Source organism: Microbacterium sp. GCS4 (assembly GCF_001262495.1).
In the GTDB taxonomy this organism is placed as follows: Bacteria; Actinomycetota; Actinomycetes; order Actinomycetales; family Microbacteriaceae; genus Microbacterium.
Map to the genome: position 1 here is coordinate 357,459 of NZ_LGYE01000003.1, position 19,885 is coordinate 377,343.

Annotated in this window: 16 protein-coding genes; 9 read left to right on the top strand and 7 right to left on the bottom strand. The window is 69.5% G+C overall.

The window, feature by feature from the left end; genetic code table 11:
- The first annotated feature begins 1 nt into the window (after position 1).
- Both AKH00_RS13520 and AKH00_RS13525 read left to right on the top strand, forming a co-directional pair.
- On the top strand, positions 2–1,060 hold the full coding sequence (locus AKH00_RS13520) for a LacI family DNA-binding transcriptional regulator (RefSeq protein WP_050723270.1): 1,059 nt from the start codon (positions 2–4) through the stop codon (positions 1,058–1,060).
- A gap of 41 nt (positions 1,061–1,101) precedes the next feature.
- Positions 1,102–2,283, top strand: coding sequence for a Gfo/Idh/MocA family protein (locus tag AKH00_RS13525; RefSeq protein WP_050723383.1), 1,182 nt, complete (start codon positions 1,102–1,104; stop codon positions 2,281–2,283).
- Between the two features lie 52 nt (positions 2,284–2,335).
- Here AKH00_RS13525 and AKH00_RS13530 read toward each other — a convergent pair whose 3' ends face one another.
- On the bottom strand, positions 2,336–3,712 hold the full coding sequence (locus AKH00_RS13530) for an FtsX-like permease family protein (RefSeq protein WP_050723271.1): 1,377 nt from the start codon (positions 3,710–3,712) through the stop codon (positions 2,336–2,338).
- A 2-nt stretch (positions 3,713–3,714) separates the two neighbouring features.
- Positions 3,715–4,452 (bottom strand): ABC transporter ATP-binding protein, encoded by a 738-nt coding sequence (locus AKH00_RS13535; protein ID WP_050723272.1) that lies wholly within the window; start codon positions 4,450–4,452, stop codon positions 3,715–3,717.
- A 157-nt stretch (positions 4,453–4,609) separates the two neighbouring features.
- Between AKH00_RS13535 and AKH00_RS13540 the strand changes: the two genes are divergently transcribed.
- Both AKH00_RS13540 and AKH00_RS13545 read left to right on the top strand, forming a co-directional pair.
- Positions 4,610–5,203, top strand: a complete 594-nt coding sequence (locus AKH00_RS13540) for a TetR/AcrR family transcriptional regulator (protein ID WP_050723273.1) — start codon at positions 4,610–4,612, stop codon at positions 5,201–5,203.
- A gap of 17 nt (positions 5,204–5,220) precedes the next feature.
- A complete protein-coding gene (locus tag AKH00_RS13545; RefSeq protein ID WP_050723274.1) occupies positions 5,221–8,427 on the top strand; it encodes an efflux RND transporter permease subunit in 3,207 nt (1,068 codons plus the stop codon).
- A gap of 123 nt (positions 8,428–8,550) precedes the next feature.
- On the opposite strand, the gene AKH00_RS13550 is transcribed toward AKH00_RS13545, so the two are convergent.
- A complete protein-coding gene (locus AKH00_RS13550) occupies positions 8,551–9,447 on the bottom strand; it encodes an aldose 1-epimerase family protein (protein WP_050723275.1) in 897 nt (298 codons plus the stop codon).
- Positions 9,448–9,728: 281 nt separating this feature from the next.
- Here AKH00_RS13550 and AKH00_RS13555 point away from each other — a divergent pair, with 281 nt between their 5' ends.
- Positions 9,729–11,984 carry a DEAD/DEAH box helicase gene (locus AKH00_RS13555; protein WP_050723276.1) on the top strand — a complete coding sequence of 752 codons (2,256 nt, stop codon included), beginning with the start codon at positions 9,729–9,731 and terminating at the stop codon, positions 11,982–11,984.
- A gap of 276 nt (positions 11,985–12,260) precedes the next feature.
- On the opposite strand, the gene AKH00_RS13560 is transcribed toward AKH00_RS13555, so the two are convergent.
- A complete protein-coding gene (locus AKH00_RS13560) occupies positions 12,261–12,800 on the bottom strand; it encodes a YaeQ family protein (protein ID WP_050723277.1) in 540 nt (179 codons plus the stop codon).
- Between the two features lie 18 nt (positions 12,801–12,818).
- Entirely contained in the window at positions 12,819–14,969 is a 2,151-nt protein-coding gene (locus AKH00_RS13565; protein ID WP_082297626.1) for an intein-containing Rv2578c family radical SAM protein, read from the bottom strand.
- A 294-nt stretch (positions 14,970–15,263) separates the two neighbouring features.
- Between AKH00_RS13565 and AKH00_RS13570 the strand changes: the two genes are divergently transcribed.
- The 4 genes from AKH00_RS13570 (at position 15,264) to AKH00_RS13585 (ending at position 18,259) form a co-directional block, all read left to right on the top strand.
- On the top strand, positions 15,264–16,199 hold the full coding sequence (locus AKH00_RS13570) for a M15 family metallopeptidase (RefSeq protein WP_050723278.1): 936 nt from the start codon (positions 15,264–15,266) through the stop codon (positions 16,197–16,199).
- A gap of 172 nt (positions 16,200–16,371) precedes the next feature.
- The gene (locus AKH00_RS13575; protein WP_050723279.1) at positions 16,372–17,535 is read left to right on the top strand and encodes an acyl-CoA dehydrogenase family protein; all 1,164 of its coding nucleotides are present in this window, start codon (positions 16,372–16,374) and stop codon (positions 17,533–17,535) included.
- Between the two features lie 134 nt (positions 17,536–17,669).
- Positions 17,670–17,891, top strand: a complete 222-nt coding sequence (locus AKH00_RS13580; protein WP_050723280.1) for a ribbon-helix-helix domain-containing protein — start codon at positions 17,670–17,672, stop codon at positions 17,889–17,891.
- Positions 17,888–18,259, top strand: a complete 372-nt coding sequence (locus AKH00_RS13585) for a type II toxin-antitoxin system PemK/MazF family toxin (protein WP_327037271.1) — start codon at positions 17,888–17,890, stop codon at positions 18,257–18,259. The genes AKH00_RS13580 and AKH00_RS13585 overlap by 4 nt, the downstream gene beginning before the upstream one ends.
- Before the next feature lie 94 nt (positions 18,260–18,353).
- Here AKH00_RS13585 and AKH00_RS13590 read toward each other — a convergent pair whose 3' ends face one another.
- A complete protein-coding gene (locus AKH00_RS13590; RefSeq protein WP_050723385.1) occupies positions 18,354–18,923 on the bottom strand; it encodes an ECF transporter S component in 570 nt (189 codons plus the stop codon).
- A gap of 83 nt (positions 18,924–19,006) precedes the next feature.
- On the bottom strand, positions 19,007–19,882 hold the full coding sequence (locus AKH00_RS13595; protein ID WP_050723281.1) for a siderophore-interacting protein: 876 nt from the start codon (positions 19,880–19,882) through the stop codon (positions 19,007–19,009).
- Positions 19,883–19,885 lie beyond the last annotated feature (3 nt).

The following is a 19,885-nucleotide window of genomic DNA, read 5'->3' on the forward strand; positions in this document are numbered from 1 at the left end:
CATGACCGAGCGCAGACAGCACGCACCCCGCCGCCCCACGCTGCGGATGGTGGCGGAGCGCGCGGGCGTGTCGACCGCGACCGTGTCGTACGTGTTCTCCGGTCGGTCGGGATCGTCGGGTGCCGGGGTCGCCGAGGCCACGGCGGCCCGCGTCCTCGCGGCGGCGGAGGCGCTGAACTACCGGCCGAACAGCGCGGCGCGCGCGATCCGGACCGGTCGCACCGGCATGATCCAGCTATCGCTGCACATGCTCAGCGACCCGTGGTCGCTCGCGGTCGCGGACGCCGTCAACGTGGAGGCGAACCGGCACGGCCTCACCACCCTGATCCTCGCCGACGGCGACTGGCACGCAGCCCTCGATCGCGTCGAGAGCGACGTCGCCTATCTCGATGGGATCGGCCTCGACGAGGACGCCGTGGGAAAGCTCGGCGACCTCGTGCAGCGGGGGCAGCGGCTCGTGGTGTTCACGGAGCAGCCGCTCGACCCTGACGGCTTCGACGTGGTGCGCTCGGATGCGATCCCCGGCTGTGAGATCGCGATGGACCATCTGCTCGAGCGGCATACGCGGATCGGCGCTCTCACGGCCGAAGGCGCGGTGCGCCTCGCCCCGACTCAGGTCACGCGGTACACCCCGTACCTCCGGCGCATGGCCGACGCCGGGATCGAGGTCGACCCCGCGTGGACGGCCACCTACGGCGACTCGCAGTCGAGCGCGTTCGAGGCGGCCGTCGGGCTGCTGTCCCGCGACGACAGGCCCGAGGCGATCTACGCGACGACCGACTTCGCGGCGATCGCGGCGATCAACGCGGCGCACATGCTCGGACTGCGGGTGCCGCACGACGTCGCGGTGATCGGCATCGGCAACACCCCGGACGCGCAGCTCGTCGCCCCGACCCTCACCACGGTCGGCCCGACCGACTTCTTCGCGCGTCAGGCACGCATCATCACCGACCGCGCTCTCGCACCCGACGGCTCAGCCCCGCAGGTGCACGAGTTCCCGTGGTCACTCTTCCCCGGAGCGTCGACGGACCTCGACGCCCCGGCCTCCCGTTCGCGGTGACGCTCGCGCACCGCATCTCTCTCTCGACTCAAGGACTCACCGTGGATCTCACCATCGGCATCATCGGCTTCGGCGCGCGCGCCACCCTCCGCGACGAGGTGCATCGCCCCGGCGAGGGCTCGCGCGTCACCGCCGTCTGCGACCCCTCCGAGCGCGCACGGGACGACGCGCGCCGCCTGTTCCCCGAGGCGCTCGTCACCGATTCGCTCGACGAGCTGCTGGCCTCGGGGGTGGATGCCGTCATGGTGCTGACCCCGGACGACACGCACGCCGCGCTGAGCATCCGGGCGCTCGAGGCGGGCGTCGCGGTGTTCTGCGAGAAGCCGCTCGCGATCGACCTCGCCGACGCCGACGACATGCTGCGGACGGCACGGCGCACCGGCAGTCGCCTCTACATCGGCCACAACATGCGCCACATGCCGGTCATCACCCTCATGCGCGGCCTGATCCAGGACGGCCGCATCGGCGACGTGAAGGCCGTGTGGGTGCGGCATTTCGTCGGACACGGTGGCGACTACTACTTCAAGGACTGGCACGCCGACCGCCGCCGCACCACCGGGCTGCTGCTGCAGAAGGGCGCGCACGACATCGACATCATCCACTGGCTCGCGGGCGCCTACACCGAGCAGGTCGCCGCGATGGGCGAGCTCAGCGTGTACGGCGCGATCACCGATCGGCGCGAGCGCCGGGGGGAGCGGATGCCGGACTGGTTCAGCGTCGACAACTGGCCGCCGACCTCGCTGACCGGACTGCATCCGGTGATCGACGTCGAGGACATCTCGATGGTCAACATGCGGCTGTCCGGCGGCATCCTCGCCTCGTACCAGCAGTGCCACTTCACGCCGGACTACTGGCGCAACTACACCGTGATCGGCACCGAGGGGCGCATCGAGAACTTCGGCGACACGGCCGGCAGCGAGGTGCGTCTGTGGAACAGGCGGCACCGCGGGGCGGCGGACGCCGACGAGACGTTCATCGTTCCCGAGGTGGTCGACGCGGGGCACGAGGGGGCGGACGCCCTGCTCGTCGCCGAGTTCCTGCGGTTCGTGCGCGACGGCGGCCTCACCGAGACCTCGCCGGTCGCGGCGCGCGAAGCCGTGGCCGCCGGCATCCTCGCGACGCAGTCGCTGCGCGGCGACGGCTCGGCGATCGAGGTCCCCGAGCTCGACGCCGACCTCGTCGCCTACTTCGAGCGCGGTCAGGTGGAGGTCTCCGCCGCCTGACCCGGCCCGTCCTGTCCGGTCGAGCCGGCACATGACCGTCTCGACCGGGTGCTCACTCGGGTGTCGCGATGCGGTCGCGCGCGGCATGGGCGACCATCGTGGGCACGATGGTCGCGATCACGTTGAGGAGGAGGAGCACGCTCAGGATGATCCCGAAGTCCCTCCATGGCGGTGCGAAGTCGGCGGCCCCCTGCGTCGCGAGCGCGGCGTCCAGAAGCGTGCTGAAGAACAGCCCGATGCCACCGCCGGTGCCGACGACGATCACGCCCTCGAACAGCGCTTGCCGACGCTGCTGGGCGGGGGTGGCGCCGGCGAGCTCGGCGAGGTGGATCTCGCGTTCCCGCTGCTGCCCCGCCATGAACACGAGCACGACGGATCCGGTGACCGATACTCCCAGGGGGAACCCGACCAGCAGGATGAAGCCCGCCAACTGAGAGGCGCTGCCGGAGTTGCTCGCGAACAGCGAGGTGAACAGGAAGACCGCTGTCGCGATCGAACCGGATGCCGCGACCGTCCTGGCCGTCGAGGCGATCAGCGTCTTGCGCGCGAGGAACCATGACGCCGAGGAATGCTCCGGTACCAGACCGGTCCAGAAGCGGACGAGACCGATGATGGTGACCGGTCCCCCCGTGTTCACCGCCGCGATGCCGAGGACTCCGCCGAGGAGCGCCAGCATCGCGGCTCCGCTCGGGTCGGCCGAGGTGAATGCGGCGGCGATCGCGCATGCCGCGAGCACGCCGAAGACGATCATGCCGGTCCAGCGTCGGCGATCCATCGGGAGTTCGCGCACGCCCTCGGAGCGGATCGCCTCGAGGGGGCTGATCGTGCGCAGTTCTCTGCCGACGCCTCGCACGGCCAGCACGCAGACCAGCGCGATAGCGGCGGCGCCGAGGGCGTAGCCGGGATACACCCCGGCTGTCGACATCGGCGGGGTGTAGAGCAGTTGCGCTGATCGCATGATGTCCAGGACGGCGGGCGTCAGAAGGATCGCGACCGGCGTCGCGACGATGAACGCGGCGACGGACAGGAGGGCGATCTGCGCGCGCAGCACGCGGAGCAGCTGGCGGTCGGTCATCCCGGCCAGTTGCCACAGAGCCATCACGCGTCGCCGTTGGTAGACGATCGAGTTCACGACGTTGCGCACGGTGAGAGAGCCGACGAACGAGATGACGATGAACGCCATCGTGGTGGCGGAGGAACCGGCTGCACCGAGCAAGGACACCAGCTGCGGATCGAGAGGGGACCCGTCGGCCGCACGGAACGGCGGCCGGGTCGCAGGCTCCATCAGGAAGAGGGGCGTGTTGGTGATGCTGACCATGAGCATGCCGGTCACGCTCATCGCGCTGATCTGCACGACGATGAGCACGACGAGGGCACCGATCCAGATGCGGAGCGAGTGCCGTAGATCGGCGATCACGAGGTGGAGCATCGTCAGAGCTCCCCGCGAAGGGCGACGAGCATCTCGGCGACGTCCTCGCTCGTCGGGGCCGTCATCTGCGACACCACGGCGCCGTCGCGCAGGAAGACGACGCGGTCGCACTGCGCGGCGACGGTCGGGTCGTGCGTGGCCATCACGACGCACTGCCCGTGCTGACGCACGGCGCGCTGCAGGAGCGCGAGGACGGCGGCCCCGGTGGCGGTGTCGAGCGCGCCGGTGGGTTCGTCGGCGAACACGATCGCCGGCTGGGACGCCATCACGCGGGCGATCGCGACGCGCTGCTGCTGTCCGCCGGAGAGCTGGCTGGGCATCCGGTTCTCGCGCCCCTCGAGCCCGACCTCGGCGATCGTGCGACGGATCTGAGCGGGGTCGACCTTGCGCTTCGCCAGGCGGGCCGGCAGTGCCACGTTCTCGAACACCGTGATCGACGGGATGAGGTTGTACTGCTGGAAGATGAAGCCGACGTGGTCGCGGCGGAACTCCGCCAGCTGGGCGCGGTTCAGTGCGGCGATATCGGTGCCGAGGAGCATCGACCGGCCGCTGGTCGGAGTGTCGAGGCCGGCGAGGTTGTACAGGAGTGTCGACTTGCCCGACCCGGATGGACCCATCAGTGCCGTGATGCTCGCCGGTGCGAAGGAGATGTCGACGCCGCGCAGCGCGTGCGTCTCCTCCCCGCCGGTGCGGAATACCTTCGTGAGCCCCTCTGCGCGGATGATGACGGGAGACGACATGGTGCCCTTCCGGATCTCGAGGAATAGGCGGCCGACTCTATTCGCGTCGCGTTCACGTGCGACGCGTTCTTAAGTGAACGGAGGTCGTCCCGGGCGAATCCTCAGGTTCGGCGGGCAAGATGTACAAACGTACATGTACGCCCGTACAGGAGGTCGGATGAGCGAGGGCACCCGGCGGCGCCGCGACCCCGAGGCGCGACGTCGCGAGATCGTGACCGCAGCCGCCGAGCTCATCGTCGAGATCGGGGTCGACGCCCTCACGCACCGCAAGGTGGCCGCCCGCGCCGGCGTCCCGCTCGGCGCGACGACACAGTACTTCGCGACGCTCGACGACCTGCGGGATGCCGCGCTCGGGGCGCTGGCCGCCGAGATCCAGATCCGCGTCGACGAGACCCGCCGCGCAGTGATCGCCGAGGGCGTGACGCCCGACGGCATCGCGCGCCTCGTGCGCCAGGCGCTCGACGACGCACGCGCCGTCCACGCCGACCGCGCGGTCGTCACCGCCGCGGTGCACGACCCCCGCGTGCGCGATTTCGCCCGCCAGTGGTCCGACGAGATCGTCGGCTTCATGTCCCCCGTGCACGGTCAGCGTCGCGCACGGGCTGCCGCCGTCTTCATCGACGGCGTACTCTGGCACGCGCAGATCCACGACGAGCCGCTCGACGAAGAGCTGATCCGCGACGCCCTCGCCGGCATCCTCACCCCGGCACAGGTGTCCGCACCCGCATCGACCGCCGCAGCATCCGCTTGACCGACAGAGAGAACCCCATGTCGAACCTCGCCGTCCTGAGCCTCAAGAACCGCGCACTGATCGCCCTGATCACGATCGTCGCGGCGATCTTCGGCGGACTCGCCCTGACGAACCTCAAGCAGGAGCTCATCCCCTCGCTGGAGCTGCCCAACCTCATGGTCATGACGACCTACCCGGGCGCATCGCCCGAGGTCGTCGAGAACGACGTGTCGACGCCCATCGAGGCGGCGATCCAGGGTGTGCCCGGGCTCGACAGCACCACCGCGACCAGCACCACGAACGCCTCGATCGTGCAGGCGACCTTCGCGTACGGCACGAACCTCGCCACGGCGGAGCAGAAGATCCAGCAGGCGATCAACCGCATCTCGGGGCAGCTGCCCGAAGACCTCAGCCCGCAGGTGCTCGCGGTCTCGATCGACGACTTCCCGGTGATCCAGGTCGCGGTGACGGGCTTCGACGACGCCGACAACGCCCAGGCGCAGCTCGAGAACGTCGCGATCCCCGAGCTCGAGGACGTCGACGGGGTCAACGCGGCGCAGATCATCGGCGGCGTCGGCCAGCGCATCACCATCACGCCGGACGTCGCCGCGCTCGCCGCCGCAGGGGAGAGCACGCAGGCGATCAGGACGGCCCTGCAGCAGAACGGAACCCTGTTCCCGGGTGGCGACATCACCGAGGACGGCCAGACGCTCACCGTGCAGACCGGCGCGAAGATCACCTCTGTCGAGGAGATCGCCGCGCTGCCGCTCGTCGGCACCGACGTCACGATCGGCGAGGTCGCGACCGTCGCGCAGGAGGACGACCCGATCTCGTCGATCTCCCGCGTCGACGGCGAGGACGCCCTCTCGATCTCGATCACGAAGCTCCCCGCCGCGAACACCGTCGAGGTCTCTCAGGGCATCATCGCCGCTCTCGACACGATCGGCGAGGCGCTGCCGGATGCCGAGTTCACGATCATCTTCGACCAGGCGCCGTTCATCGTGCAGTCGATCGAGACCCTCGCGACCGAGGGACTCCTCGGACTCGTGATGGCCGTTCTGGTCATCCTCGTGTTCCTCATGTCGGTGCGGTCGACGCTCGTCACGGCGATCTCGATCCCGACCAGCGTGCTCATCACGTTCATCGGGCTGCAGGCGTTCGGGTACTCGCTCAACATCCTGACCCTCGGGGCCCTGACGATCGCGATCGGCCGGGTCGTCGACGACTCGATCGTCGTGATCGAGAACATCAAGAGGCATTACGTCGGGGATGCTGACAAGGGCACCGCTATCCGGCTGGGGGTGCGCGAGGTCGCGATGGCGGTGACCGCGTCGACCATCACGACCGTCGCGGTGTTCCTGCCCATCGTGTTCGTCGGCGACATGGTCGGTGAGCTGTTCCGTCCGTTCGCGATGACGGTGACGATCGCGATGGTCGCGTCGCTCCTGGTCTCGCTGACGATCGTGCCGGTGCTCGCGTACTGGTTCCTTCGTCCGGGCAAGCCGCTGCTCGACGAGAACGGCGTGCCGATCGATCCCGAGCACGAGGATGCTCCGCCCACGCGTCTGCAGCGCGGCTACCGGCCGGTGCTCGCCTGGACGCTCAAGCACTCCTGGATCACAGTGATCCTCGCGGTCGTGGTGCTCGGCGGGACGATCGCGGCGGCCCCGCTCATGAAGGTGAACTTCCTCAGCGACTCCGGCCAGAACACCATGACCGTCACGCAGGACCTCGGACCGACCGCGAGCCTCGAGACGAAGTCCGAGGCGGCCGTGGCCGTGGAGGACGCGCTGAGCGGCATCGACGGCATCACGCACGTGCAGGCCTCGATCGGGTCCAGTGGCTCCGCGCTACGCGACGCCTTCTCGGGCGGAGCGGGCGTGACGTACTCGGTGCTCACCGACAGCGACGCCGACCAGGAGAAGCTCCGCACGGAGGTGCAGGATGCGATCGAGAAGCTCACGGACGTGGGCGAGGTGTCGGTCGCGGCATCCGCGGGCCTCGGATCGAGCGATATCGAGATCACGGTCTCAGCCTCGACCGCCGACGACCTCGACACCGCGACGAAGGCCGTGGTCGCCGAACTCGACGGACGGGACGGCATCGGTCAGGTGAGCGACAACCTCGCGGCCGCCCTGCCGTACCTCGCCGTGGTCGTCGACCGCGACGCCGCCGCCGCGCGCGGTCTGTCGGAGGCCGCGGTCGGAGGGATCGTCTCGGGCACCATGCGTCCGCAGCAGCTCGGGACGGTCGAGATCGACGACACCTCTCTCACGGTGTACCTCGCCACGGCCGAACCGCCCGCGACCGCGGACGCGCTGCGCGAACTGGCGATCCCGACCCCGCTCGGCGTCGTGCAACTGCAGGACATCGCGACCGTCGAGGAGCGCAACGGACCCACGTCGATCACGACCGAGCAGGGACGCCGAACCGCGACCGTGACCGTGCCCCCGGCATCCGACAACCTCGCCACCGCGACGCAGTCGGTGACCGAGGCGCTCGCCGCGGTCGACCTGCCCGACGGGGCGTCGGCCGAGGTCGGCGGCGTGGCCTCCCAGCAGGCGGACTCGTTCTCGCAGCTCGGTCTCGCGATGCTCGCGGCGATCCTCATCGTGTACGTCGTGATGGTCGCGACGTTCAAGTCGCTGCGTCAGCCGCTGCTGCTGCTCATCTCGGTGCCGTTCGCGGCGACCGGGGCGATCCTGCTGCAGATCGTGACGGGTGTGCCGCTCGGCGTCGCCTCGCTCATCGGCGTGCTGATGCTCATCGGCATCGTGGTGACGAACGCGATCGTGCTGATCGACCTCGTGAACCAGTACCGCGAGAAGGGGCTGTCGACCGCCGCGGCGGTGATGGCCGGCGGTGAGAAGCGTCTGCGGCCGATCCTCATGACGGCCCTCGCGACCATCTTGGCGCTGACCCCGATGGCGCTGGGCATCACCGGGCACGGCGGATTCATCTCGCAGCCGCTCGCGATCGTCGTGATCGGCGGTCTGCTGTCGTCGACCGTGCTCACGCTGGTCGTGCTGCCGACGCTGTACAACCTCGTCGAGGGCGCGAAGGAGCGGCGCCGGGCGCGCAAGAGCGGTGGCTCGGATGGTGCCGCGGATGCTCTGGACGACGACCCGACTGCACCGTCCGGCGAGCCGGGGGCAGCCGGGACGGCATCCGCCACGGCATCCGATCTCCCGCCGGCCCCGAAGCTGACCCGCCGCGAGCTTCGGGAGCAGGCGCACGGGCACTGAGTCGGCGCCGAGCGAGGCGCCGAGGGAGGCGATGACGCCGGGGGAGGGGGATTCCTCAAGAATCCTCCTCCCCCGGCGCTATGTCCGCCCTCCGCGACGGGTGATCCGGAGGTGGGACTCGGCTCAGTCGAGCGTGAGGCCCCAATGCAGAGTCCAGGTCTCGCCCGGCGCGAGGCGGCGGAGACCGCGACCGCTGTTCAGCGCGTCCGCGGGGGCGGTCATGGGCTCGATCGCGACGGCCAGGGGCCGTCCGGGGTACTTGTCGGTCGTGAAGACCTGCACGACGTCGAAGCCTTCGCCCTGCCACAGGGTCAGTCGACGTCCGTCCGGTGCCGTGAGCGTGTGCCGGACCAGGCCGTCGGCATCGCGGTCGAGGTCGGTGAAGCCGGTGTCGAGCGACACGTCGCCGAGGCGGACGCCCTCCCGCAGGGAGGCATCGGCCGGGTGGGTGCCGACGGGCAGCATCCGCTCGTCGGTCTCGAACCGCGTGCGCGCGGGCACGCGCAGCACGAGGTCCTGTTCCGCGACGCCGCCGATCGTGAGGAACGGATGCGTCCCGACCGCTACCGGGGCCGCGGTGTCGGAGTGGTTCGTGATGACGTGCTCGACGTCGATGCCGTCCGCGCGCAGCGTGTAGGTCACGCTCGTCTCGAGCAGGTAGGGGTATCCGGTCTGCGGCACGACCCACGCGCGCAGAGTCGCGGACGATGCGCCCTCGGTGATCTCGTAGGCGGTGAAGCGCAGCAGCCCGTGGCTCGCGTTCGAGAACTTCGGTTCGGTGATCGCCAACTGCCGTTCGACGCCCTCGTCGCTCCACCGACCGTCACGCACCCGGTTCGGCCAGGGCACGAGCACGACGCCCGAGCACGACGGCGTCGGGGCGTCGAGCGGGTACGGGGCGACGAGGTCGACGCCGCCGATCTGCAGGGAGCGGAGCGAGGCGCCGACCTGCGCGATCTGGGCCGAGACGTCGCCGAGCTGGAGATGAACCTGGGTGCCGGTGGGGGATGCGGAGGTCACACCGTCATCGTAGGGCGCGGTGGCACGGGGCGGGCTCCCAGGTGCGACGGGTACACTGGCGGAGTCGGCTTCGGGCACCCGCGTATGGACGCGGACGTTTTCGAGCAAGAAGTGTGAGCCCAGGGGCCGATGGTGAGCGTCGATCGACGTTAATCAACCATCACATGAATGGCCCCGGCCGCTGACAGTCCGGACCCGCTGCACGATCGACAGATCGGATGCCGGGTGCTCGCGCGTGTGCGCGGCGCTGTTCTCGTGCGAGAACTCAGAAGGACAGAACCATGCCCAAGAACAAGAAGCCCCGCGGCGGACGACCCGCCGCCAACTTCGAGCCGCGCTACGGCGCCAAGAAGGCCTCGTTCCACGATCGTCACGCCGGCGGTCGCGACGGGGGTCGCGATGCACGTGACGCCCGCGACACCCGTGGCGGGCGAGCGGATGCCGGTGAGCGGCGCCCCGCGGCGACCGGCTACGACCGTCGTCCGGGCAGCCGCAGCCCCGGCCACCGCGGATACCGTGCCGCCGAGGAGGGCGGTGCACCCAAGCAGCGCTGGAACGCCCAGGAGCGCGCGGGCCGCGACGAGGCTCGCAGCATCCGCAATCGCGCGGAGTCCGGCCGCCGTGAGGCGCCGCACCGCCGCGACGAGAACCCGCGCTTCGGCGACCGGAACGAGCGTCCCCGGTACGGCAACGACCGTCCCGCCGGCGCCCGCCGCTTCGACGACCGCCCGCGCCGGGACGACCGCTCCGAGCGTCCGCGCTTCGACCGTGACGACCGTGGTGGCCAGCGTTTCGATCGTGATGCGCGTCCGCAGCGCGACGACCGCGGCTACGGCGACCGTGGTCCGCGTCGTGACGACCGTGGCGAGCGTCCCCGGTACAGCGACCGTGGCGCCGAGCGTCCTCGCTTCGATCGTGATGCGCGTCCGCAGCGCGACGACCGCGGCTACGGCGACCGTGGTCCGCGTCGTGACGACCGTGGCGAGCGTCCCCGGTACAGCGACCGTGGCGCCGAGCGTCCTCGTTTCGACCGCGACGACCGTCCGCAGCGTGACGACCGGCGCGCCGAGCGCCCCGAGCGTTCCTACGATGCGGATCGCGCACGCCGCGCGTTCGATCGCGACCGCGCCCAGCGTTCGATCGAGGGTGGCCGCGACGAGCGGTCGCGTCCCTCGACCGGCGGCGCGTACCGCACCGAGCGCCCTCGTCGCGACGACCGTTCGCAGCGCGACGCGCGTCCGAGCCGGAGCGACTGGAACGCCACGCCGAAGGCCGCGTTCGAGCCGACCGAGGACGCCGTGCACGAGCGTCTCGAGGCGAAGGCCGTGCAGGCCGTCGAGGTGAACGATGTGACCTTCGCCGACCTCGGTCTCGGATCGAACATCGTCGAGACGCTCGCGAACATGGGGGCGGCGACGCCGTTCCCGATCCAGGCCGCCAGCATCCCGGCCGTGCTCGAGGGACGCGACGTGCTCGCCCGCGGGCGCACCGGCTCGGGCAAGACGATCGCGTTCGGCGCGCCGCTCGTCGAGAAGGTCCTGCAGTCCCAGGCGGGCAAGCGCCGCGAGTTCGGCCGCTCGCCGCGCGCGATCATCCTCGCTCCGACGCGCGAGCTCGCACTGCAGATCGACCGCACGATCCAGCCGATCGCCCGCAGCGTCGGACTCTTCACGACGCAGATCTACGGTGGCGTGCCGCAGGGCCGTCAGGTGGGCGCGCTCAAGAAGGGCGTCGACATCGTGATCGGCACGCCCGGTCGCATCGAGGACCTCATCAACCAGGGCAAGCTCGACCTCTCCGACTGCCGCATCGCGGTGCTCGACGAGGCCGACCACATGTGCGAGCTCGGATTCGTCGAGCCGGTCCAGCGCATCCTCCGGGCGACGGCCGACGGCAGCCAGAAGCTGCTGTTCTCCGCGACGCTCGACCGTGAGGTCGCCGCGCTCGTCGACGAGTTCCTCGTCGACCCGGCCGTGTACGAGGTCGCGGGTGAGGACCAGGAGTCCAGCACGATCGAGCACCGCGTGCTGGTGATCGAGCACCGCGACAAGGCCGAGATCCTCACGTCGCTCGTCGACCGCGAAGGCAAGACGCTCGTGTTCGCCCGCACTCGCGCGTATGCCGAGATGCTCGCCGAGCAGTTCGACGACGCCGGCATCCCCGCGGTGTCGCTGCACGGTGACCTCAACCAGAACAAGCGCACGCGCAACCTCGAGCGTCTGACCTCCGGACGCGTGAACGTGCTCGTCGCGACCGATGTCGCCGCGCGCGGCATCCACGTCGACGACATCGACCTGGTGGTGCAGGCCGACGCCCCCGACGAGTACAAGACCTACCTCCACCGCTCGGGCCGCACCGGCCGTGCGGGTCGCTCGGGCCGTGTCGTCACGCTCATCACGCGTCAGCGTCAGCGTCGTATGAACGAGCTGCTGGAGCGCGCCGAGATCGAGGCGCCGTTCGAGAACGCGCGTGTCGACGACGATCTGATCGAGGAGATCGCCGGTCGGATGCCGTCGGCGGCCGACCTCACCGCTTGATCGCTCGTGCTTCGAAGGCCTCGTCCCGCATCCGTGGGGCGAGGCCTTCTGCGTGTTCAGGACGTTTCGTCTCGCTGCGCTCGCTCAACGACCGCCAGCGGAGCGCAGCGATGTCTCCCAGTCGTTGAGCGAGGAGCGCATGGACGTTCTCCCGGTCGTTGAGCGAGGAGCGCAGCGACGTTCTCCCAGTCGTTGAGCGAGGAGCGCAGCGACATTCTCCCGGTCGTTGAGCGAGGAGCGCAGCGACGAGACGAAACGCGCCGCCGCCCGCGGGACTCAGTCGAGGGCGTGCTCGTGCACGGCCGTCGTCAGGGTCGTGCCGTTCAGCGTGAGGTAGAGGGTCTGCTCGGTGACGGTGAGCGTCACGGTGTTGCGCCGTTCGAGGAGCGGGGCGGCGGTGGCGATGAACTCGGGGTCGAAGCTGTAGACGCGCACGTCGTCGGCGCGGTGGATGCGCTTGTCGGCCCAGGGTGCCATGACCTTGGCGGGATCGCGGTGCGTGTAGACCACGACGCGGTCCGCGAGTCGCGTCGCATGGTGCAGACGCTCGGCGTCGGGCGCTCCGACCTCGATCCAGGCGGTGATCGCCCCGGTGAGGTCGCGGGCGATGACGGCGGGTTCTTCGGTCGACGACACGCTGCCCCCGAACTCGATGCCTTCGGTGTGCTCGAGCCCGTAGGCGAGGACGCGCGTGAGCATGTACGCGTCGGTCTCGGACGGATGCCGGGCGGCGCGCAGCGAGTAGTCCTCGTACACGCCCCGGTCCATGTCCGCGAGCTGCACGTCGAACGTGTGGATTGTCGAGCCGATCGCCATAGTCATCGAGCCTACGGGTCAGAACAGCATGGGTTGCGCGGGCACGGCAGGGGAGGTCCCCGTGGTGCGGAACCCGACCGACGTCCTCTCGCGTGCGCCACCCCGCGTCTCGTCCTGGTTCCAGATCGAGTCCACGTGACCCTGACCCGGACGATGTCCTCGGCGGGGGTAGTCGTTCTCATCGCGCCCGTCGAGCCCGTGCATCCGGATCAGCGGCCGAGCACGCTTGGCGAGCCACTGCCGGTACCCCTTCGGGGCTTCCGCCGAGACGCCGGGGTAGAGCCCGAGGTACGACGACACGAGGTCGGGCCGCGCGTCGCCGAGCCACTTCATGAACCAGGGCTTCACGCCGGGCCGCAGGTGCAAGGCGCCGTAGATGACGCGTCCGGCACCGGCATCCTTGATGCGCTTCAGCGCCGTGTCGATCGCCTCGACGGAATCGGTCATGTGCGGCATGATCGGCATCAGGAACACGGTCACCGGGAACCCGGCATCCGCCAGCGCCCTCACGGTGTCGAGCCGCGCCTGCGTGGTCGGGGCGCCGGGCTCGATGGCCTTCTGCAGGTCGTCGTCGTACATCGCGATCGACATCTGCACGTCGACGGGCACGCGCTGCGCGGCCTTCACGAGCAGGGGGATGTCGCGGCGGATCAAAGTCCCCTTGGTGAGGATCGAGATCGGCGTGCCCGACGCTGCCAGCGCGTCGATGATGCCCGGCATGAGCCTGTATCGACCTTCTGCACGCTGGTACGGGTCGGTGTTGGTGCCGAGCGCGACGGTCTCGTGCTGCCAGCTGCCCTTGCGCAGCTCGCGCTGCAGCACCTCGACGACGTTGGTCTTGACGACGATCTGCGAATCGAAGTCCGCGCCGCCGTCGAGGTCGAGGTACTCGTGCGTCCCGCGGGCGAAGCAGTTGTGGCTGATCACGCCGTTGGCGATGAAGTCACCGGTCCCGGTGGTGATGTCGACAAGGTCCTGTTCGCCGGGGAGTGCCTCGATGCTCACGACCCGCAAGTCGGCGACGCTCTTGACTGCGGCACCCTCGACGGAGAGCTTGCGGCTGATCGCCGGCGCAGCGACCGAGAAGAATCGCTGGCGATTCGGAAGACCTCCGACGATCCGCACGATTCGAACGCCGTTCTCGCGTGCGGGTTCCGTGACGTGAGGGATGCCGAAGACGCTCAGGGCGCGTCGGATCGAGTCGATCAGCTCGTCATCCTTGTTGGATATCCGGATGACCCCTCGCGAACAGCTCCCCTCCGCGTCGAAGATTCCGCCGAGGAAACCGGCATGCCAGTCCGGAGTCTGCTCGTGGGGCGTGAGGATCAGCGACTCGATCGTCGCGACGTCGCTGCGTCTGGCCGTATGGATGGCATCGGCGGCGCTGCGTGTCGCGGTGGCGATCGCGAACGGACGAGTGCGTGTGGATACGCCTTCCTGTTCGAGGAACGTACGGGTGCGTGACAGTGCTTCATCGTCGATCAGCGCGAGGCGGAACCTGTGGATGTCCCGCGTGCGCTTCTCGCTCGGATAGGTACTGTGGAAGATCATGCCGTCACCGCGGATCATCCCCGAGAGGTACCCCCGTCGGTACTCGGAGGACGTGGTGTCGGCATGGGCGCTGGCGATGCCTATGCCGAACCCCATGAGCCGGTTGTTCACCGTCAGGTGCGGTCGCTGACCGCTCTCCGCATCAGTGACGTGCTTCCAGCCGCGATCCGTGAGGAAGCGGTGGTCGCCGCTGGCGACGAGCTTCGTCCCGTCGGCGAGCGTGACGCGGTGAGCCTTTTTGCGAGTCGACCATTTCGCCTGGATCGTGGTGCGCACATAGCGTCGATAGACGCCTCTGCGCTCGGTTCCGATGATCTCGTCGCCGACTTCGAGATCGCGGAGAGTTCTCTGGCGCCCGTCTGCGCAGAGGATCAGCGTGTCGGGTGAGAGGCAGTAGACGCAGGCATGACTGCATCCGCGGTAGGGGTTGATGGTCCAGGCGAACGGCATGCGCGAAGCGCCGGGGACGTGGTTGAGCGCCGATTTCGACAGCACCTCGTGGAACGTCATGCCCGCGAACTCGGGTGTCGTCACCGACCGCAGCACGCTCGACCGGTCTTCGAGACCGGGGAGTGCCGCAGCATCCGTCTCTCCGAGCTTTTGTCCCTGCCACCGCATACCCTCATTCGAACATGAAGTCGAAAGGAGCGCAAGTGAGATTCGAAGAAAAAGACGAACTCTAGCCGGATGGCTCAGTGGCACGGATCAGGCCGCACTCGACGCATGACCACACCACGAGGAACCGTTCGTCGTCGAGGATCTCGAAGCTCAGTGGCCCGCCGCAGGTCGGACAGGTCCGGGGGTCCTGCGTGCGTGCGTGCATGCACTCCAGCCTACGGACGCTGTGAACCGATGCGACCAGTATTCCGGACTCTGAATGCGGCTCCCCGCCGCTCGCGGCACAATGGAGGGATGACCCTCATGCCGCAGCCTCGGCATGCGGCGCCTCGCTCCCCGATCAGCGGTCCCGCCCTGCCCGTCGGGCTCGCGGTGACCGCTGTCGGCATCCTGCTGTCGATCGCGGCGGCGCCCGTCGCGACCTCGGCGCAGAAGGAGCCGACTCTGCCCGAGCCGGTCGTCGTCGCCGAGGTGCCCGAGGTCCAGGTCGGCGCGACGACCGCCGCCGACCCCTGCTCCGAGCCCGCCGTGCTGGAGGCCATCGCGGTCGCCGATGACGCGGCCATCATCGCGGGCTTCGGCGGCGGGGCGAGTTTCCAGGCGGCGGTCGTCGCGGGAAACGCGCCCTGCATCTCCCTCGACGACCCCGCGCACGTCTGGGTCGTGGTGAACAAGGCCCGCCCGTTGAACCCCGTCGATTTCGCCCCCGCGTCGCTCGTCGACATCCCCCTGCAGATGACGACGCGATCGGGTCAGGCGCGCGCCGACGCCGCGGCGGCTGTCGGACAGATGGCGGCGGCCGCGGTCGCCGAGGGCGCGGGGGAGATCGGCGCCAACAACGGCTACCGCTCCTACGACCTCCAGGTCTCGACGCATGCCTCGCACGTCCGCAACAGCGGGCAGGCCGAAGCGGATGCCGCGTCGGCGCGAGCCGGCCACAGCGAGCATCAGACGGGGCTCGCCATGGATGTCGTCGCCTGCAGCCCCTCGTGCGGCGAGATCGGCGCCTTCGGCGCGACGCCGCAGGGGGCCTGGGTCGCGGAGAACGCCTGGGAGTACGGCTTCATCGTGCGCTACGAGGACGTGGGGTCAGGCATCACGGGATACAAGCCCGAACCGTGGCATCTGCGCTATCTGGGGCCGGAGCTGGCGGCGGCCTATCATCACGGCGGCTTCCACACGCTGGAGGAGTTCTTCGGGTTGCCCGCGGCACCCGACTACGCGCACTGAGACCAGTCGGAGGGTCGACGGGGCCGGCGCGCGGCTGTCTGGCGGCATCCGACAATCGCGGTACCCAGTCCCACGCAATGTGGGATGCATTCTCACAACGCGCTGTCGTCTGATCGGTGTACCGGCATATGATCGCCGGAGCAACGACGCACGACACGTTCGGGAGGACGTCATGGAACGCGACATCTACGAAGAGGATCACGAGGCCTTCCGCGACCTCGTCAAGGATTTCGTCAAACGGCACGTGAACAACGAGGCCATCGAGCGGTGGGATGCTGCGGGGGAGATCGACCGCGACACCATGCTCGCCGCCGGAGAGGCCGGACTCATCGGACTGTCCGTGCCCGAGGAGTTCGGCGGTGCGGGGATGCTGCAGGACTACCGCTTCCGTACGATCGTGATGGAGGAGGTCATCGCCGCCGGCGCCGGTTCGCTGGCCGGTGCGTTCGGCATCCAGGATGACCTCGCGGTGCCCTACCTCGTGCACATGGGCACGCAGGAGCAGAAGGAGAAGTGGCTGCCCCGCATGGCCACGGGCGAGGTGCTCGGGGCGCTCGCGATGACCGACCCGGGGGCGGGGTCCGACCTCCGCGGCATCAAGACCAACGCGAAGAAGGTCGACGGCGGGTACATCCTCAACGGTGCCAAGACCTTCATCTCCTCGGGAACCACGGCCGACGTCGTCGTGACGTTCGTGAAGACCGGCGAGGGCAACCGCCCCGACGCGTTCAGCCTGCTGCTCGTCGAGAAGGGGATGGAGGGCTTCGACCAGGGCAAGAAGCTCAGCAAGATGGGCTTCCACGGCTGGGACACGGCCGAGCTCAGCTTCACCGACGTCTTCATCCCCGACGAGAACCTCATCAGCGGCCAGGAGGGGCAGGGCTTCATCCAGCTCATGCTCAACCTGCCCCTCGAGCGCCTGTCGATCGGCGTCGCCGCGGCGGCCGCCGCACAGGCCGCCGTCGACTGGACCGTCGCCTACACCAAGGACCGCGAGGCGTTCGGCGAGCGGATCGCGGACTTCCAGAACACCCGCTTCCGCCTGGCCGACATGGCCGCGACGACCGACGCGATGTGGGCGTACATCGACCGCGCGCTGCGCGCCTACTCGCAGGGGAAGCTCTCGGCCGAGGACGCGGCGAAGGTCAAGTTCTGGGCCACCGAGCGCGAGTGGGAGGTGCTCGACACCGGCGTGCAGCTGCACGGCGGCTACGGCTACATCATGGAGTACCCGATCGCGCGGGCATTCACGGACGCCCGGGTGCACCGCATCTACGGCGGCACCAACGAGATCATGCGCGACCTCGTCGGTCGTCAGATCGCCGGCAAGCGCTGAGTCCCGCCGGCCGACGTCGGTCGATAGATGGGAAACGCTCCGGAAGCACTCGCTTCCGGAGCGTTTCCCATCTCTGGACCGCTGACAGTGGGGCGCGGGTGCTACCCGTGGTGCTACTGCGGTAGCATGACCGCATGTCCAGTGCGAAGGTGAGCCTCAGCCTCTCGGAGAGCGATCTCGCATTCCTCGACGCCGAATCCCTGAGCGGGCGGTACCCCTCGCGGTCCGCCGCCGTGCACGATGCGGTCCGTCTTCTGCGCGAGAGCCGCCTCGCCGACGCGTACGCCGAGGCGTATGCGGAGGGTTACGACGAGGACTGGGATGCCGCTGACACCGACGGGCTCGCGAGCGCGTGAGCCCGGCATCCGTGTCGATCCTGCGTCGCGGTCAGATCGTGCTCGTGTCCCTGGATCCCGCCGTGGGATCGGAAGCGCGCAAGACGCGGCCCGCGGTGCTCGTCAGTAACAACACGGCGAACGCGCAGGCCATGAGATCACCGCGAGCGACCGTGACGATCGTTCCGCTGACGTCGAAGACCGATCGCGTCCTTCCCTTCCAGGTGCTCCTGCCTGCCGCGGCGACCGGACTCGACCGTGATTCGAAGGCGCAGGCGGAGCAGGTGCGCACGGTCGCCGTCTCCCGTATCGTCCGCCCGGCCGGATGGATGCCGGCCGAGCTGATGGGCGCCCTCGACGAGGCGCTTCGTCTCCACCTGGCCCTCTAGGTCGGGCACGGCTTCGGATGCCGGTGCGCGGCGCGCCGGCATCCGTCCGCCTGCCCCGGCGTGTCGTGGGCCGGCTCCGAAGTTGTGCCCGGGGTCAGCGGGGGAGGCGGGCTCCGACGCCGGCCGTGCGGAGGCGGTCGGCGATGAGGATGCCGAGGGCCGTGCCGCCGAGGCAGCTCGCCAGCGTGATCGTGAAGAACGCGATCTGCACACCGAGGTCGAAGCTGCCGAGGTCGAACGACTGCCACGCGAGGATCGGGTAGAGGACGCCGACGATCGCCGCGCCGAGGTAGTGCAGCCAGGTGCCCCAGTAGCGCCACAGCACGAAGAGGAACGGCAGCTCCGTGAAGGCCGCCCACCACAGGTTCGTCGCGACGCTGCTGAAGCCGTAGCCCGAGAACGGCACGATCACGAGTCCCGCGAGGAGTCCGACGAGGAGACCGACCAGAGGGCGACGCAGCAGCCGCAGCGCGATCACGGAGGGCAGCAGCCAGAGTCCCGCGATCCCCACGCTCACGAAAGGAAGGCCGGCGTACAGCAGCGTGGACACCCAGTTGGCGGGCGCGAGCAGGATGCCCCCGGCGACGCCGAGCGCCGCGCAGGTCAGCAGGATCGCGGTCGGGAAACGGAACCGTCGGCGGTTCGTGCGGGGTCGATTCCGCACCGCTGCGGCCTCGGCGTGTTCCGTTTTCGACCCCGCAGCGGCGGCAGGGTGCGCTTCCGACCCCGCACCGGTCGACGCGCCGGTCATGCGAGGGGCTCCGCCGCGGCATCCCGCGCGGCCTTGGATGCCGGTGATGCGGCGCCGATCTTCCAGTAGCCGCAGAAGCTCACGGCGTTCTTGTCGACGCCGCGTTCGCCCACGAGATGCTTGCGCACACCCGAGGCGAGGGACTGCTCGCCCGCCGCATAGGCGTGGAACGGGGCAGCGGGAAGCTCGAGGTCGTGCAGCAGCGACAGTGCCCGGGAGCCGGGCGGGAACTCGTGCGGCCGGTCGAGCCACACGACGTCGATCCCCTCCGGATGCGGGAACTCGAGAGCATCCTCCTTCGAGGGCACCTCGATGATCGCCGTCCCCGTCGCCGTCTCGGGAAGTGACGAACAGATCGACGCGATCGCGGGCAACGCCGTCTCGTCGCCGATCAGCACGACACGATCCACACCGCGCTCCGGATTGAACGTGAGCCCCTCGTCGATGATGAGCACGTTCTCGCCCGGCTCGCAGGTCTCGGCCCAGCGCGACGCCGGTCCGGCGGTGCCGTCGGCGGCCGAGCCGTGCAGCACGAAGTCCACGTCGATCTCAGCCCCCACGGCTTCCGTCGCCGGGCGGTACGCGCGCACGCTGTAGTTGCGCATGACGGGTCGCTCGCCGTCGGGGATGCGGAGGAACTTCAGGTACCCGAACATCTTGTTGGCCTTGGCCGGCACGCGGTCGAGTCCCGCATCCCCGCCGATCGGGAGGAACAGGCGGAACCACTGGTCGAAGCCCATGGGCCGGAACCGCTCGACCTCGCCACCGCCGAGAGTCACCCTGACCCAGTGCGGTGCGAGCCGTTCGGTGCGCAGCACGGTCAGGTGCAGGAGCTCCGAGGACTCGGGCTTGACGAGTTTGCTGAATGCCATGAG